Annotated in this window: 15 protein-coding genes; 10 read left to right on the forward strand and 5 right to left on the reverse strand. The window is 72.2% G+C overall.

The window, feature by feature from the left end; all coding sequences use genetic code 11:
* Nucleotides 1-41 precede the first annotated feature (41 nt).
* Entirely contained in the window at nt 42-1,298 is a 1,257-nt protein-coding gene (locus tag ACIQFZ_RS00160; RefSeq protein ID WP_376652826.1) for an RNA polymerase sigma factor, read from the forward strand.
* Nucleotides 1,299-1,321: 23 nt separating this feature from the next.
* Here ACIQFZ_RS00160 and ACIQFZ_RS00165 read toward each other — a convergent pair whose 3' ends face one another.
* On the reverse strand, nt 1,322-2,638 hold the full coding sequence (locus tag ACIQFZ_RS00165) for a class I SAM-dependent methyltransferase (RefSeq protein WP_365427834.1): 1,317 nt from the start codon (nt 2,636-2,638) through the stop codon (nt 1,322-1,324).
* On the opposite strand from ACIQFZ_RS00165, the gene ACIQFZ_RS00170 reads away from it, so the two are divergent.
* From ACIQFZ_RS00170 to ACIQFZ_RS00200, 7 genes are all read left to right on the forward strand, one after another.
* On the forward strand, nt 2,621-3,553 hold the full coding sequence (locus tag ACIQFZ_RS00170; protein ID WP_383058742.1) for a polysaccharide deacetylase family protein: 933 nt from the start codon (nt 2,621-2,623) through the stop codon (nt 3,551-3,553). The genes ACIQFZ_RS00165 and ACIQFZ_RS00170 overlap by 18 nt on opposite strands.
* Nucleotides 3,550-4,386 carry a polysaccharide deacetylase family protein gene (locus ACIQFZ_RS00175; protein ID WP_376652823.1) on the forward strand — a complete coding sequence of 279 codons (837 nt, stop codon included), beginning with the start codon at nt 3,550-3,552 and terminating at the stop codon, nt 4,384-4,386. Before ACIQFZ_RS00170 ends, ACIQFZ_RS00175 begins: the two co-directional genes overlap by 4 nt.
* A gap of 434 nt (nt 4,387-4,820) precedes the next feature.
* Nucleotides 4,821-5,129, forward strand: a complete 309-nt coding sequence (groES, locus tag ACIQFZ_RS00180; RefSeq protein WP_100569792.1) for a co-chaperone GroES — start codon at nt 4,821-4,823, stop codon at nt 5,127-5,129.
* Between the two features lie 130 nt (nt 5,130-5,259).
* Nucleotides 5,260-6,885 (forward strand): chaperonin GroEL, encoded by a 1,626-nt coding sequence (gene groL, locus ACIQFZ_RS00185; protein WP_365417089.1) that lies wholly within the window; start codon nt 5,260-5,262, stop codon nt 6,883-6,885.
* A 205-nt stretch (nt 6,886-7,090) separates the two neighbouring features.
* A complete protein-coding gene (locus ACIQFZ_RS00190) occupies nt 7,091-7,870 on the forward strand; it encodes a 5-oxoprolinase subunit PxpA (protein ID WP_365417087.1) in 780 nt (259 codons plus the stop codon).
* The gene (locus ACIQFZ_RS00195; protein ID WP_365417085.1) at nt 7,867-8,541 is read left to right on the forward strand and encodes an allophanate hydrolase subunit 1; all 675 of its coding nucleotides are present in this window, start codon (nt 7,867-7,869) and stop codon (nt 8,539-8,541) included. The genes ACIQFZ_RS00190 and ACIQFZ_RS00195 overlap by 4 nt, the downstream gene beginning before the upstream one ends.
* Nucleotides 8,542-8,828: 287 nt before the next feature.
* Nucleotides 8,829-9,764 carry a biotin-dependent carboxyltransferase family protein gene (locus ACIQFZ_RS00200; protein WP_383058775.1) on the forward strand — a complete coding sequence of 312 codons (936 nt, stop codon included), beginning with the start codon at nt 8,829-8,831 and terminating at the stop codon, nt 9,762-9,764.
* Between the two features lie 6 nt (nt 9,765-9,770).
* On the opposite strand, the gene ACIQFZ_RS00205 is transcribed toward ACIQFZ_RS00200, so the two are convergent.
* The 3 genes from ACIQFZ_RS00205 to ACIQFZ_RS00215 form a co-directional block, all read right to left on the reverse strand.
* Nucleotides 9,771-10,478, reverse strand: coding sequence for an ester cyclase (locus ACIQFZ_RS00205; RefSeq protein WP_365417083.1), 708 nt, complete (start codon nt 10,476-10,478; stop codon nt 9,771-9,773).
* A gap of 126 nt (nt 10,479-10,604) precedes the next feature.
* Nucleotides 10,605-11,378: an SDR family oxidoreductase gene (locus ACIQFZ_RS00210; protein WP_365417081.1), complete on the reverse strand. Its 774-nt coding sequence runs from the start codon at nt 11,376-11,378 to the stop codon at nt 10,605-10,607.
* A gap of 120 nt (nt 11,379-11,498) precedes the next feature.
* Nucleotides 11,499-12,179, reverse strand: coding sequence for an MOSC domain-containing protein (locus tag ACIQFZ_RS00215; RefSeq protein WP_365417079.1), 681 nt, complete (start codon nt 12,177-12,179; stop codon nt 11,499-11,501).
* 81 nt (nt 12,180-12,260) lie between these two features.
* Here ACIQFZ_RS00215 and ACIQFZ_RS00220 point away from each other — a divergent pair, with 81 nt between their 5' ends.
* Entirely contained in the window at nt 12,261-13,169 is a 909-nt protein-coding gene (locus tag ACIQFZ_RS00220; protein WP_365417077.1) for a LysR family transcriptional regulator, read from the forward strand.
* Between the two features lie 84 nt (nt 13,170-13,253).
* Here ACIQFZ_RS00220 and ACIQFZ_RS00225 read toward each other — a convergent pair whose 3' ends face one another.
* Nucleotides 13,254-13,583: a WhiB family transcriptional regulator gene (locus ACIQFZ_RS00225; protein WP_402690267.1), complete on the reverse strand. Its 330-nt coding sequence runs from the start codon at nt 13,581-13,583 to the stop codon at nt 13,254-13,256.
* Nucleotides 13,584-13,964: 381 nt separating this feature from the next.
* Here ACIQFZ_RS00225 and ACIQFZ_RS00230 point away from each other — a divergent pair, with 381 nt between their 5' ends.
* Nucleotides 13,965-14,576: a response regulator transcription factor gene (locus ACIQFZ_RS00230; RefSeq protein WP_003948568.1), complete on the forward strand. Its 612-nt coding sequence runs from the start codon at nt 13,965-13,967 to the stop codon at nt 14,574-14,576.
* The last annotated feature ends 189 nt before the right edge of the window (nt 14,577-14,765 follow it).

A 14,765-nucleotide genomic window follows, 5' to 3' on the forward strand; every position in this document is an offset into this window, starting at 1 on the left:
CGGTTTTGCCCCGGGCCGCCGGGGGTGTTCGATGGTGGACTGTGGAACAGCAGCCCATCGGACCCTCCGGCGCCCTGGAGACCGTCTTCCGGCTCGAGTCGCCGCGTGTCGTCGCCGCCGTCGCCCGGATCGTGCGGGACGTCGGCATAGCCGAGGAGCTGACGCAGGACGCGCTGGTCGCGGCGCTGGAGCAGTGGCCCAGGGACGGGGTGCCGGACAACCCCGGCGCCTGGCTGATGACCACGGCCCGGCACCGCGCCGTCGACCTGGTGCGCCGCCGCGAGCGGTACGCCCGCAAGCTCCAGGAGATCGGCCGGGACCTTGGGACGGTGGCACCGCCCGAGGAGCCCTCCGCCCCGGACGACATCGACGACGACCTGCTGCGCCTGGTCTTCACCACCTGCCACCCCGTGCTGTCCGCCGAGGCCCGCACCGCGCTCACCCTGCGGCTGTTCGGCGGTCTGACCACGGCCGAGATCGCCCGCGCGTTCCTCGCGCCCGAGCCGACGATCGCCCAGCGGATCGTGCGCGCCAAACGCACCCTGGCCAAGCGGAACGTCGCCTTCGAGGTGCCGTACGGCCCCGACCGCGAGGCCCGGCTCGGCTCGGTCCTGGACGTCATCTACCTGATCTTCAACGAGGGGTACGCCGCGACGGCCGGCGACGACTGGCTGCGCCCGGGGCTGTGCGAGGACGCGCTGCGCCTGGCCCGGCTGCTGGCGGGCCTGATGCCGAAGGAGGCGGAGGCGCACGCGCTGGTGGCCCTCCTGGAGTTCCAGGCCTCCCGCTCCGCCGCCCGCACCGGCCCGCACGGCGAACCGGTCCTGCTCAGGGACCAGAACCGCCGCCGCTGGAACCGCATGCTCATCGCCCGCGGCGTCACCGCGCTGGCCCACGCCGAGGCCGCTGCCGTCGGCGGCCCCGGCCCGTACCTCCTCCAGGCCGCCATCGCCGCCTGCCACGCGCACGCGTACACCTACGAGGAGACCGACTGGCCGAGGATCGCGGCCCTCTACGGTCTGCTGGCCGCCCGGTCCCCGTCGCCCGTCGTCGAGTTGAACCGCGCGGTCGCCGTGTCGATGGCCGAGGGCCCGGCCCCGGCGCTGCGGATCGTCGACGCCCTCGCCGCCGAACCCGCCCTGCGCGACTACCACCTGCTGCCCAGTGTCCGCGCCGACCTGCTGGCCCGCCTCGGACGTACGGCGCAGGCGCGCGCCGAGTTCGAACGGGCGGCGGCCCTGGCCCGCAACGAGCGGGAGCGGGAACTGCTGCTGAGGCGGGCCGCGGAGCCCGGCTGAGTGTTCGTCGCGTTCCGAGGGCGTCAGCCCGCCCGGTGGCCGAGCAGCATGGTGGGCGCCCCGGCGACCCGGGTGAGGAACACCGTCGCTGCGTTCCTGCCGTGCGGCTTCGGAAGGACCTTCCTGCGCAGTTCCTCAGGCTCGACCGCCGAGCCCCGCTTCTTCACGGTCAGCGCGCCCACCTCGCGCTCCCGCAGCAGGGCCTTCAGCTTCTTGACGTTGAAGGGGAGCCGGTCGGTGATCTCGTAGGCGGTGGCGTACGAGGTGGGGCGGAGTTCGTCGGCGGTCACGTACGCGATGGTCGCGTCGATCAGGCCGCCGTCGAGTTCCTGGGCTGCCTCGGCGACCAGGTGGGCGCGGATCACGGCGCCGTCGGGCTCGTACAGGTAGCGGCCCGGAGTACGGACCGGGGGGTCGGGCAGGCCGCGGCCGCGCAGGGTGCGCGGGCCGGGCAGCAGGGTGGCCCGGACCAGGCCCGGCTCGGTGCCGAACCACAGCACCGCCTCCTTCACGTCCCCGCCGTCGGAGATCCACTCGGCCTCGGCCTGCGGCGGGACCAGCTCGTGCGGGATGCCGGGGGCGATCTTCAGGGCCGCGCGGGGCGCCCGGAGCGCGGCGCCGACGGCCCAGGACAGCGGCGGCGAGTACGCCTCGGGGTCGAAGATGCGCCCGCCCGCGGCCCGGCCGCCGCCCCTTCCTCCGCCCGCTCTGCGGGCCGGATCCACGAACACCGCGTCGTACGACGCGGTGTCGACCTCCGTGACGTCCGCCTCCCGTACCTCGATCAGGTCCGCCACCCCGAGCGCCTCGGCGTTCGCACGGGCCGCGGCGGCGGTCAGCGGGTCCCGGTCCACGGCGAGGACCCGGATCCCGGCGCGGGCGAGGGCGATCGCGTCGCCGCCGATCCCGCAGCACAGGTCCGCGACCGAGGACACCCCCGACTCCCGCAGCCGGCCCGCCCGGTACGCCGCCACGCTCGCCCGCGTCGACTGCTCCACCCCGTTCGGCGTGAAGAACATCCGTCCCGCGTCCTCGGCCCCGAACTTCGCGGCCGCCCGCTGCCGCAGCCGGGCCTGGCCGAGCGCCGCCGACACCAGTTCGGCGGGGTGTTCACGGCGCAGTCGGGTGGCGACCGCGAGTTCGTCGGCGGGTTCGGTGCCGCGCACCTCGTCGAGGAGGCCGCGGCCCTCGGGGGTGAGCAGCGAGGCGAAGGCGTGGAGGTGGTCGTTCACCGGGTCATTGTGGGCCAGTCGGTGGACGGTGTGCCTGCGGCCGCGGTGTCGCCCCGGGTTCCGGGCGGTGGCCTGCGAGGATCCGGCGCCATGAGGCAAGTAGTACAAAATGACAAAAAGGGCCCCGGAAGGGCCCCGAGTCACAGGACCCGGATCCGCGGCGGGCTCGCGGTGCTCGCTGTCGCCGCCCTCGCCTCCGGCTGCGCACAGCCGGAGGCGCAGGTGCGCCCGGCCCCCGGCCAGCAGCACCCCCAGGCGCCCCCCGCCCCCGGCTCCTTCGCGGACCGCCTGCACACCTCCTACGCGCAGCGGGCGGTCACTGCCAAGCGCTGGAGTCTGGAGCGGGTCCCGCTGATCCCCCCGCAGCCGCCCACGGCGAAGCCGAGGGCCACCGCCCGCGTCGGCTTCGAGGTGAAACACCAGAAGGACTGGAACCTGCCCCCGGTCTTCACCACGGTCCCCACCAAGGACAAGGTCGTCTTCCTCACCATCGACGACGGAGCGGAGAAGGACCCGGAGTTCCTGCGGATGATGCGGGACCTGAAGATCCCGTACACGGCGTTCCTCACCGACGACCTCATCAAGGGCGACTACGGCTACTTCTGGAAGATGCAGGGCTCCGGGGTCACCCTCAACAACCACACCCTGCACCACCGCTACCTGCCGGCCCTCTCTTACGAAGAGCAGAAGCGCGAGATCTGCGGCATGCAGGACATCATGGCGGAGCAGTTCGGCAAGCGCCCGAAGATGTTCCGCCCGCCGTACGGCAACTACAACCAGGACACCCTGCGCGCCGCCAAGTCCTGCGGCATCGAGTACGCGCCCATCTGGAACGAGGAGGTCTACGTCGACCACTGGGAGTTCCGCGAGGACGACCAGCGGCTGCGGCCCGGCGACATCGTGCTCACCCACTTCCGGGGCCGCAGCGAGTGGAAGGGCACGATGGCCGACGACATGCGCCGGTTCCTGAACAAGGTCACGGCCGACGGGTACGCGGTGGCCCGGCTGGAGGACTACCTGTGACACCGCGGCCCGTCCGGCCGCGGCGCCTGGCCGCGGCCTTGCTCGCCGCCTCGCTGCTGACCGGCTGTGCCACGTCCGTCGACCCCCTCGAGCGGCTCGGCCGCAAGGCGGCGCAGGGCGTACGGTCGCAGAGCCCGACGGCCGACCAGGCCTACCGGCGCTGGGGGCTCAGGGCGCCACTCGCCGCGCCGCCGAAGCCGCCGGACCGTCCGCCGCGGCTCGCCGGCGCCACCCCGTCCGGCGGCCTGCCCGAGGTCGTGGACCGCGTCGCGACCTCCGACCCGGTGGTCTTCCTCACCTACGACGACGGCGCGGAGAAGGATCCGCGGTTCGTCGACATGGTCCGTGAACTGCGGCTGCCGGTCAGCATGTTCCTCACGGACAGTGTCGTCGGGCCGGGGTACGGGCACTTCGCGCACCTGATGTCGGTCGGCGCGGACCTTCAGAACCACACCCTGGACCACCCCTCGCTGCGCGGCCTGCCCTACGCGGGCCAGCGCGCCGAGATCTGCGGCCAGCGGGACAAGATCCGCTCCCGCTTCGGCGTCAGCCCCCGCCTCTTCCGCCCGCCCTACGGCAGGTACGACACGACGACCCTGCGCGCCGCCGCCGACTGCGGGGTCTCGGCGGTCGCCCTGTGGCGCGGCGTCACGACCGACACCGGCCTGCGCTTCAGGCACGGCCCCCACGAACTGCGCCCCGGCGACATCCTCCTCGTCGCCTCGGACGACGACGACCTCGACGGCCCACCCCTACGCGACCGCACGACCCGCCTGCTCCGCAGAATCCAGAAGAAGGGCCTGACGGTGGGCCGGCTGCAGGACTATCTCTGAGCAGGCCTGTCTCCGGGCTGAGGCGGGACTTTCTTTGGGCTGGGGCAGGGCTGTCTCCGGGTTGGGGCGGGACTGTCTCCGGGCCGAGGCTCTCAGCCGAGTCCGGCATCAAGCAGCCCGTCCGGCGCTTGAGGACGAGGCCGTCCAGGCCGAAGAACGGGGGTCTGGGGGCGAAGCCCCCAGGGCCGTCCACACAGACCCACAGCACCTTGAACACACGTTCCCCCGAAGGCACCCCACCCCCGACGCGCCACGAGGCAATTGGCACTCCGCTTGACCGAGTGCTAACGACGGTCATAGTCTCAGGTCTGGCACTCCCCCCTGGAGAGTGCCAACAAAGCGACGGGCAGGTCCGGCACCCGCGACGACGGATCCACCTGGTCGCCACCTCAGACAGTTAACCCCGTGAGATCTCCGAAGGGGGAGGTCGGATCGTGACGACCGCCAGCACCAAGGTTGCCATCAAGCCGCTCGAGGACCGCATTGTGGTCCAGCCGCTGGACGCCGAGCAGACCACGGCCTCTGGCCTGGTCATCCCGGACACCGCGAAGGAGAAGCCCCAGGAGGGCGTCGTCCTGGCCGTGGGCCCGGGCCGCTTCGAGGACGGCAACCGTCTTCCGCTTGACGTGAAGGTCGGCGACGTCGTGCTCTACAGCAAGTACGGCGGCACCGAGGTGAAGTACAACAACGAGGAGTACCTCGTCCTCTCGGCTCGCGACGTCCTCGCGATCATCGAGAAGTAGTTCACCCGCTTCTTCACGAAGACGAAGCAATTCTGCTTGAGCTGCGCCCCTGGCCCCCCGCGACCGATAAGAAGCCGGGCGCCCGGGGCGCAGTGTCTTTCCACCAGATTTCGAGAGGGCTCCCGCTGCCATGGCGAAGATCCTGAAGTTCGACGAGGACGCCCGTCGCGCCCTCGAGCGCGGCGTCAACAAGCTTGCCGACACGGTCAAGGTGACGATCGGTCCCAGGGGCCGCAACGTCGTCATCGACAAGAAGTTCGGCGCGCCCACCATCACCAACGACGGCGTCACCATCGCCCGTGAGGTCGAGATCGAGGACCCGTACGAGAACCTCGGCGCCCAGCTGGTGAAGGAGGTGGCGACCAAGACCAACGACATCGCGGGTGACGGCACCACCACCGCCACCGTGCTCGCCCAGGCGCTCGTGCGCGAGGGCCTGAAGAACGTCGCCGCGGGCGCCTCCCCGGCCGCGCTCAAGAAGGGCATCGACGCCGCGGTCAAGGCCGTCTCCGACGACCTGCACGCCTCGGCCCGCCCGATCGACGAGAAGTCCGACATCGCCGCCGTCGCCGCGCTGTCCGCCCAGGACCAGCAGGTCGGCGAGCTCATCGCCGAGGCGATGGACAAGGTCGGCAAGGACGGCGTCATCACCGTCGAGGAGTCCAACACCTTCGGTCTGGAGCTGGACTTCACCGAGGGCATGGCCTTCGACAAGGGCTACCTGTCCCCGTACTTCGTCACGGACCAGGAGCGTATGGAGGCCGTCCTCGACGACCCGTACATCCTGATCCACCAGGGCAAGATCTCCGCCATCGCGGACCTGCTCCCGCTCCTCGAGAAGATCATCCAGGGCAACGCCTCGAAGCCGCTGCTGATCATCGCCGAGGACGTCGACGGCGAGGCCCTGTCGACCCTGGTCGTCAACAAGATCCGCGGCACGTTCAACGCCGTGGCCGTCAAGGCCCCCGGCTTCGGCGACCGCCGCAAGGCGATGCTGCAGGACATGGCGGTCCTCACCGGCGCCACGGTCATCTCCGAGGAGGTCGGCCTCAAGCTCGACCAGGCCGGTCTGGACGTCCTCGGCTCCGCCCGCCGTGTCACCGTCACCAAGGACGACACCACGATCGTCGACGGCGCCGGCAAGAAGGGGGACGTGGAGGGCCGCATCTCCCAGATCAAGGCCGAGATCGAGAACACCGACTCCGACTGGGACCGCGAGAAGCTCCAGGAGCGCCTCGCGAAGCTGGCCGGCGGCGTGTGCGTGATCAAGGTCGGCGCCGCCACCGAGGTGGAACTGAAGGAGAAGAAGCACCGTCTGGAGGACGCCATCTCCGCGACCCGCGCCGCGGTCGAGGAGGGCATCGTCTCCGGTGGTGGCTCCGCGCTCGTCCACGCCGTGAAGGTCCTCGAGGGCAACCTCGACAAGACCGGCGACGAGGCCACGGGTGTCGCGGTCGTCCGCCGCGCCGCCGTCGAGCCGCTGCGCTGGATCGCCGAGAACGCCGGCCTCGAGGGCTACGTCATCGTCTCCAAGGTGGCGGAGCTGGAGAAGGGCAGCGGCTACAACGCCGCCACCGGCGAGTACGGCGACCTGATCAAGGCCGGCGTCATCGACCCGGTCAAGGTCACCCGCTCCGCCCTGGAGAACGCCGCCTCCATCGCCTCCCTCCTGCTCACGACCGAGACCCTGGTCGTCGAGAAGAAGGAAGAGGAAGAGCCGGCCGCCGCGGGCCACGGCCACGGCCACGCCCACTGAGCACTCCGCTGAGCTGAACCGAACCACCGGTGCCCGGCGCCCCTACGGGGGCGCCGGGCACCGTCGTCGTCGGCACCGTCGTCGGTGGCCTGCGGCATGATGCGGGGGATACGACGGCCCGGTGCGAAAGGGACGCCGTCGCCGAGTACCGCGACCCGCACGGCATGATCCGTCCCGAGTGGCAGAACCGAGCTGCGGAGCGTTCATGATCGATCTCAACAGTGACCTCGGCGAGGGCTTCGGGCAGTGGCGGCTCGGTGACGACGACGCGCTGCTGTCCCTCGTCACCAGCGCCAACGTGGCCTGCGGCTTCCACGCCGGCGACCCCACCGTGATGCGTCGCACGTGCGAGCTGGCCGCCGAGCGCGGCGTCGCCATCGGCGCCCAGGTGGGCTACCGGGACCTGGCGGGCTTCGGGCGCCGCTTCATCGACGTCGACCCCGCCGAGCTGGTCAACGACGTCGTCTACCAGATCGCCGCGCTCGACGGCTTCGCCCGCCTCGCCGGCACCCGCGTCGCGTACGTGAAGCCGCACGGTGCCCTCTACAACACGATCGTCCACCACGAGGCGCAGGCCGCCGCCGTCGCGGAGGCCGTGCGCCGCTACGACCCGGAGCTTTTGGTGCTTGGCCTGCCGGGCAGCGTCTGGCTGCGCACCGCCGGCGCGGCCGGGCTCACCCCGGTCCACGAGGCCTTCGCGGACCGGGCGTACACCCCCGCTGGCACCCTGGTCCCGCGCCGCGAACCGGGCGCGGTGCTGCACGACCCGGAGGTGATCGTGCGGCGCTGCCTGCGCATGGTGACCGAGGGCGTGGTGGAGGCCGTGGACGGCAGCGACGTGCCGGTCTCCGTACGGTCGTTGTGCGTGCACGGCGATACGGCCGACGCGGTCGCGATCGCGCGCCGGCTGCGTGAGGAACTGGAGCGGGCCGGTCTCACCCCGACGTCGTTCGCCGTGCCGAAGTCCCTGACGGTGCCGGCGTGAGCGTCGGGATCCGCCGGGTCGGCAGCCACGCCCTGCTGGTCGAGGCCGACGGCCTGGAGCAGGTGCTGGCACTGCGCGGCGCTCTGGAGGCGGACCGCCCGCACGGCGTCCGGGAACTGGTCGCGGCCGCCCGCACGCTGCTCGTCACCTACGACCCCGCGGTCACCGCCCACCCTGCCGTGGCCGCGGCCGTGACGGACCACGCGGCGGCCCTCGGCCCGGCCGGGCAGTCCACCCCCGGCACCCCTTCGATACCGGCCGAGTCCGCCGAGCCGGTCGGTGAGCGGATCGTCACCCTCGCCGTCCGCTACGACGGCGAGGACCTGTCCCACGTGGCCGAGTCGACGGGCCTGGGCGTGGGCGAGGTGATCGCCCGGCACACCGCACCCCTCTACACGGTCGCCTTCGCGGGTTTCGCCCCGGGCTTCGGCTACCTCACGGGCACCGATCCGCTGCTGCGGCTGCCGCGCCGGTCCGAGCCGCGCACCGCGGTGCCGGCGGGCTCGGTCGCCGTCGCCGGCGGTTTCACGGGGGTCTACCCGCGCTCCTCGCCCGGCGGCTGGCAACTACTCGGCACCACCGACGCCATGCTGTGGGACGAGCGGCGCGACCCACCGGCACTGCTGGTCCCCGGCAGCCACGTCCGCTTCGTCCCCGAGGAGCCACGGTGACGACGCCCGCAGCGAAGACGACAGCCGACGGCCTGGCCACGAGCGCCCCGACGGCGAGTGCACCGGCCACGACCGACCCGGTGGCGAGTGTTCCGGCCACGACTGCCCCGGCCATAAGGGCTCTGGCGGCGAGTGGTCCGACTACGACCGACCCGACTACGACCAACCCGACTACGACGGACCCGACTACGACCAACCCGACTACGACTGACCAAGCGGCGACCGACCCGTTGGTGAGCGCTCTGGCGGCGAGTGTTCCGGCCGCGAGCGCCCCGGCCACGCCCGCCCTGGCGGCGAGCGCTTCGGCCACGACCGCCCCGGCCACGACCGCCCCGGCGACCGGTTCCTGCCTGGAGGTTCTGGCGCCCGGTCCGCTTGCCACGGTCCAGGACCTGGGCCGGCCCGGCTGGGCCCACCTCGGGGTGCCGGGTTCCGGTGCCGCCGACCGGGACTCGCTGGCCCTCTCCAACCGGCTCGTGGGCAATCCCCAGGACGCGGCCGGGATCGAGACCACCTTCGGCGGACTGCGGGTGCGCGTGCACTGCCGTACGCCGTCCGGGGCGCCGTCGGTGCTGTACGCGGCCCTGACGGGGGCGCCGTGCCCGGCCACCGTGGACGGCCGGTCCGTCCCGGTCGACGCGCCGTTCCCGCTGCACGACGGACAGACGCTGCACCTGGGCGTGCCCGGCACGGGGCTGCGGACGTACCTCGCCGTGCGTGGCGGGCTCGACACGCCGCTGCTCCTTGGCTCCCGCTCCACCGACCTGCTCTCCGGCATCGGCATCCGGCCCCTGCGCACCGGCGACCGGCTGCCGGTCGGCCGCCCCGAGCTCCCCTTCCCGGGCGTGGACCTGGCGCCGCGCACGGCACCGCCGCGCGAGTTCACGCTGCGCGTGGTGCGCGGGCCGCGCGACGACTGGTTCGACGACGCCTCGTACGCGGCGTTGCTCGGTGCCCGTTGGGAGGCGACCAGCCGCAGCAACCGGATCGGCATCCGCCTCGACGGCCCGGCCTTGACGCGTGTCCGTGACGGGGAGCTACCGGCCGAGGGCATGGTGCCGGGCGCCCTCCAGGTCCCGCCGAACGGCAGGCCGGTGCTGTTCCTCACCGACCACCCCGTCACCGGCGGCTACCCGGTCATCGCGGTCGTCGACGCCCCCGACCTGCCCCTGGCCGGACAGATCCCGCCCGGCGCCGCCGTCCGCTTCCGTGCCACCCGGTGAGTATCGCTACAGCTCCAACTCGTCCAGCGCCCCCAGCTGCTGCAGCAGTCCCAACTGGTCGTGCTGCCACCACAGCTCGGCGATCCTGCCGTTGCCGCCGAAGCGGAAGACGGTCATGCCGGTCATGGTGACCCGCCTGCCGGTGGGCGCGATGCCGAGGAACTCGCCCCGATGCGTGGCGGTCCAGCTCCAGCGGGCGCAGACCCGGTCGCCCTGCGCCATCAGGTCCTCGACCGTGAAGGAGGCGTCGAAGGCGTCGCGCCACATGCGGAAGTCGCGGCGGATGGCGTCCAGGCCGATGGTGACCTGGGGGTTGACGGGGTCGTGGCTGTGGCAGTCCTCGTCGATCAGGTCGTTGAGCGGCGGCAGCTCACCGGCGGTCGTGAGGGTGCCGTAGAAACGGCGCACGGCGATCTCGCAGAGCTGCTCGTCCCGGACGACGTCCAGGTCCGTGAAGGTGGGCGTCTCGTCGCAGAGGGCGACCAGGCCCCGGAAGATCTCGTCGGTCTCCGGCAGGTTCGAGCTCCGCATCGCCTCCTCGTACGACGGGAACTCCACCAGCTCGACGACGTGGGCTCCGTCCGACCGGTCCTTGCCGACGACCGCGTGCGTCGCGGTCCGCCTGCCCCCGGTCTTCTCGACCCAGCTGTCCAGCAGCCGGTTCATCTCCTCGAACCGGCTCGTCCTGCAGTCGATGAGCTGTACGAAGGTCATGACGCGCCTCCGGTCCCCCGGCCTGGTCCGGCTCTCCGCCAAGGAGGTCCGGGAAGGAAGGATGTCCGAACAGCCCATTTTCCCACCGGAGTGCCGTCGTCACCTCCGTACGTCACCTCCGCGTCGTCACTGCGGGCCGTACTTGCGGCCCGTCTTCGAGGTGATCCCGCCCAGCAGGCCGCGCGGCGCCACCTTCACCAGACCCATCAGCGCCTTGTACCGAGGGTCCGGGATGGACAGGGTCTTGCCGTGGGCCAGATCCGTCAGGGCCGCCGCGACCAGCTTGTCCGCGTCCAGCCACATCCAGTTCGGGATGTTGTCCGTGCCCATGCCGGCCCGCTGGTGGAACTCGGTGCGCACGAAGCCGGGGCACAGCGCCATCAGCCGTACGCCGCTGCCGGCCAGATCGCGCGCCGCGCCCTGGGTGAACTGCACGACCCACGCCTTCGACGCGCCGTACGTGCCGCGCGGTACGAAGGCGGCCACCGAGGCCACGTTCACGACCCCGCCCCGGCCGCGCTCGCGCATCGCTGCGGTCGCCGCCGACGTCAGCCGCAGCACCGCCTCGACGTGCACCTTGATCATCCTGAGCTCGTCGGCCATCGACACGTCCAGGAAACGGCCCTTGTTTCCGAAGCCCGCGTTGTTGACCAGCAGGTCCACGGGGTCCTTGCGGTCGCCCAGCCGGGTGGCGACCGCCTCGATGCCCGCGTCCGTCGCCAGGTCGGCCGTCAGCACCTCCGCCTCGATGCCGTGCCGGTCGTGCAGTTCGGTGGCCTGCTCCGTCAGGCGCGCGGTGTCGCGAGCCACCAGCACCAGGTTGTGCCCGTCGGCGGCCAGCCGCCGCGCGAAGGCGGCGCCGATGCCCGCGGTCGATCCCGTAATCAGAGCCGTTGTCATGCCGAAAGATTAGTGGTCCCAGGCGCGTTGTCCCGATCTCTGCACAGGCCCTCCCGATCGGTGGTGTCCACGTGTCCGTGCCCCTGTCCGTCCACACGCCGGCAGGGCGATGACGGCCGGTCAGCCCGCGTATTCGCGCGCGTACTTCCGGGCCGCCGCCAGCGTCTCCGGGTGCAGCGCCGCACCCGCCGCGAGCAACCGGGGCAGCAGCGGGCGCTCGGTCGTCATGGCCCGGAACTGCAGGCCCACGGTCACGTCGTGGTCCGGGCGGTGCACGATCTCGACGCGGTCGCCCGCCCGGATCTCACCGGCTTCGAGCACCCGCAGATACGCGCCCGGCGCCGCCCTGTGAGTGAACCGCTTCACCCACCCCTTCTCACCCAGATGGCCCTGGAAGGTCCGGCAGGGAATCCGGCCGCTGGTGACCTCCAGGAGCACCGAAGGACCGAGCGGCGAGCCGATGCGCCACCGCTCGCCGATCCGCGCGCCGGTGATGTCCAGGCCGAGCGTGGTGAGGTTCTCGCCGAAGGCGCCGTTGGCCAGCGTCCGGCCCAGCTCGCGCTCCCATGCGTCGAGGTCCTCGCGCGCCACCGCGTAGACCGCCTGGTCGTCGCCGCCGTGGTGCCGCGTGTCGCACACCGCGTCCCCGGCCAGCCCGCTCGCGCCGACCCCCTTGGGCCCGGGCGCCGCCACCTCGACCGGCCCGTCCACCGGCCGCTTGCCGATGCCGGTCACGCCCTCCGGCTGGTCGGTGTACGGCACAGCCTCCGGGCGGCCCAGGTTCACTGACAGAAGCTTCATGTCGGCACGGTAGGCGAGCGGCGGTCAAAGTGTCGACGCGATAATCCGCCGCTCGCCCAAGTTTCACTTATGCTCGGTGGTGTGATCGAGGCTCGTCATCTCCGTGTGCTGCGTGCCGTGGCCACCACCGGCTCCTTCTCCGCGGCAGGGCGTGAACTGGGCTGCACCCAGCCCGCCGTCAGCCAGCAGATGAAGGCCCTCGAGGCGGCCGTTGGCACCCCGCTGCTGGTCCGGGCCGGCCGCGAGATGCGCCTGACCCAGGCCGGCGAGGCGCTCGTCCGGCATGCCACCGGCATCCTCGCCGGGCTCACCGCCGCCGAGGAGGAGATCGCCGCCATCGCCGGTCTGCGGGCCGGGCGGGTACGGCTCGTCTCCTTCCCCAGCGGAAGTTCCACGCTCGTGCCCACCGCGCTCGCCGCGCTGCGCGCCGCGCACCCCGGCACCCGCGTGTCCCTGGAGGAGGCCGAGCCGCCGAGGTCCGTCGAACTGCTGCGCCAGGGCGACTGCGACGTGGCGCTCGCCTTCCGCTACGAGGGGGCCACGGGCGCGGGGGAGGGCGCCGGGGAGTGGGAGGACCTGGTCGTACGGCCGCTGCTGACCGACCGGCTCGTGGGGCTGGTGCCCGAGCGGCACCGGCTGGCCCGCGCGGGATCCGTCGCCATCGGCGAACTCGCGGGCGAACCGTGGATCGCGGGCTGCCCGCGCTGCCGCGGCCAGCTGGTCCAGGTGTGCGAGGGCGCCGGCTTCACGCCCCGTATCGACTTCGCGACGGACGACTACCCGGCGGTGGTCGGCCTGGTGGGCGCGGGACTGGGGGTCGCCGTCCTGCCCCAGCTCGCGGTCGAGTCGGTACGGCCCAGGGGCGCGCGCACCGTGGAGCTGGAACCGGCGGTGCGGCGGGAGATCGTCGCCCTCACCCTGCCCGACCTGGCACAGGTACCGGCGGTGGCGGCGACGCTGGAGGAGCTGGTGCGGGCCGGGGCCCGCTGACACAAGGGGATCGGGTATCGCGAGGGCACGCGTGGCGCGTGCCCTGCTGCGGCTCAATGCGACCGGATAAGAAGAAACGTTCCTTCAGTTGTCCGAGGCGGTGTCCCCGCTGGTCGACGACGCCGTCACCAGCCGGTTCCGTGCCCGCCCCATGAGCTCTTCGCGCTCGTCCTCGGTCAGGCCTCCCCACACTCCGTACGGCTCGCGCACCGCCAGGGCGTGTGCCGCGCACTCCGCACGGACCGGGCACCTCATGCAGACCTCTTTGGCCGAGTTCTCTCGAGCACTCCGAGCCGCCCCGCGCTCGCCCTCGGGATGGAAGAAGAGCGAGCTGTCGACCCCGCGGCAGGCAGCCAGCAACTGCCAGTCCCACAGGTCCGCGTTCGGTCCGGGAAGGCGGGAGAAATCTGCCATTACGTGACCCCTTGTAGCCGTTCGTGGCGGATACGGTGCCAACGACCGTACATCTCCGATCTAAGGAGATGAAAATATGACTCATTGCGAATCTAGCTCCAGACACCTAGAAACGGGAAGAAAAGGGGCCAAATGGGGCATAGCTTGTGATGAAAAGTTGAGGGTCTGACGTTCATGTCGGCTCTGTGTCCGTTCCCTCACGTAGAGTGCCGAAGACGGCGTACAGCCCCGTAACTCTTTCGAGTGACCGTCGTTGAGAGTGCGGAGGCGGTTGAGAACACAAGCGCTCGGGCGGGCGTCCGAGACGGTCGACCGCACAGGTGACGATTCCGTACCAGCCTGGAGGCTCAAGGTGACGCGCATCAGCTGCGGAGGACGGCCATGACATCCGTCCTCGTCTGCGACGACTCCCCGCTTGCCCGAGAGGCGCTGCGCCGCGCGGTCGCGACCGTGCCCGGCGTCGAGCGCGTGACGACGGCGGCCAACGGCGAGGAAGTCCTCCGCCGCTGGGGCGCCGACCGCTCCGACCTCATTCTCATGGACGTGCGCATGCCCGGACTGGGTGGTGTCGAGACCGTCCGGCGCCTGCTGTCCGCGGATCCCGGCGCGCGCATCATCATGCTCACCGTGGCCGAGGACCTCGACGGCGTGGCGCTCGCCGTGGCCGCCGGGGCACGCGGGTACCTGCACAAGGACGCCTCCCGCGCGGAGCTGCGGGCCACGGTGACGCAGGCCCTCGCCGACCCCACCTGGCGGCTCGCGCCGCGCCGGCTGCGCTCGGCCGAGATGGGCGCCGCGCCCACGCTCACCGCGCGGGAGATCCAGGTCCTGGAGGGCATGAGTCACGGCCGCTCGAACGCGGAGATCGGTCGCGAGCTGTTCCTCTCCGAGGACACGGTCAAGACCCACGCCCGCCGGCTGTTCAAGAAGCTCGGCGCCTCGGACCGCGCGCACGCGGTGGCCCTCGGTTTCCGCTGGGGCCTGGTCCGCTAGGACCCGTGCGGATCCCGGTCGGATCGCCCCGATCCGGCGCACCGGCACGCGACGCGACCCCCACGCACGGCAACGAGCGTGGGGGGCGTCCGGACTGCCGGTCGTGCGGCCGTGCCGCTCGTACGCCTCCGCACGGGCTCCGCTCCCTGGGCTTCCCGGTCCCGGGCGGTCGGGAGGCGGCCGGCGGCC

Source organism: Streptomyces sp. NPDC093064, assembly GCF_044754605.1.
Classification (GTDB): Bacteria; Actinomycetota; Actinomycetes; order Streptomycetales; family Streptomycetaceae; genus Streptomyces.

Excerpts from the sequence above, each read along its gene's own strand:
- ACIQFZ_RS00230 (WP_003948568.1), top strand. The coding sequence starts at position 13,965 with ATGACATCCGTCCTCGTCTGCGACGACTCCCCGCTTGCCCGAGAGGCG.
- ACIQFZ_RS00205 (WP_365417083.1), bottom strand. The coding sequence starts at position 10,478 with ATGACCTTCGTACAGCTCATCGACTGCAGGACGAGCCGGTTCGAGGAG.
- ACIQFZ_RS00210 (WP_365417081.1), bottom strand. The coding sequence starts at position 11,378 with ATGACAACGGCTCTGATTACGGGATCGACCGCGGGCATCGGCGCCGCC.
- ACIQFZ_RS00215 (WP_365417079.1), bottom strand. The coding sequence starts at position 12,179 with ATGAAGCTTCTGTCAGTGAACCTGGGCCGCCCGGAGGCTGTGCCGTAC.
- ACIQFZ_RS00170 (WP_383058742.1), top strand. The coding sequence starts at position 2,621 with ATGAGGCAAGTAGTACAAAATGACAAAAAGGGCCCCGGAAGGGCCCCG.
- ACIQFZ_RS00190 (WP_365417087.1), top strand. The coding sequence starts at position 7,091 with ATGATCGATCTCAACAGTGACCTCGGCGAGGGCTTCGGGCAGTGGCGG.
- ACIQFZ_RS00225 (WP_402690267.1), bottom strand. The coding sequence starts at position 13,583 with ATGGCAGATTTCTCCCGCCTTCCCGGACCGAACGCGGACCTGTGGGAC.
- groL (WP_365417089.1), top strand. The coding sequence starts at position 5,260 with ATGGCGAAGATCCTGAAGTTCGACGAGGACGCCCGTCGCGCCCTCGAG.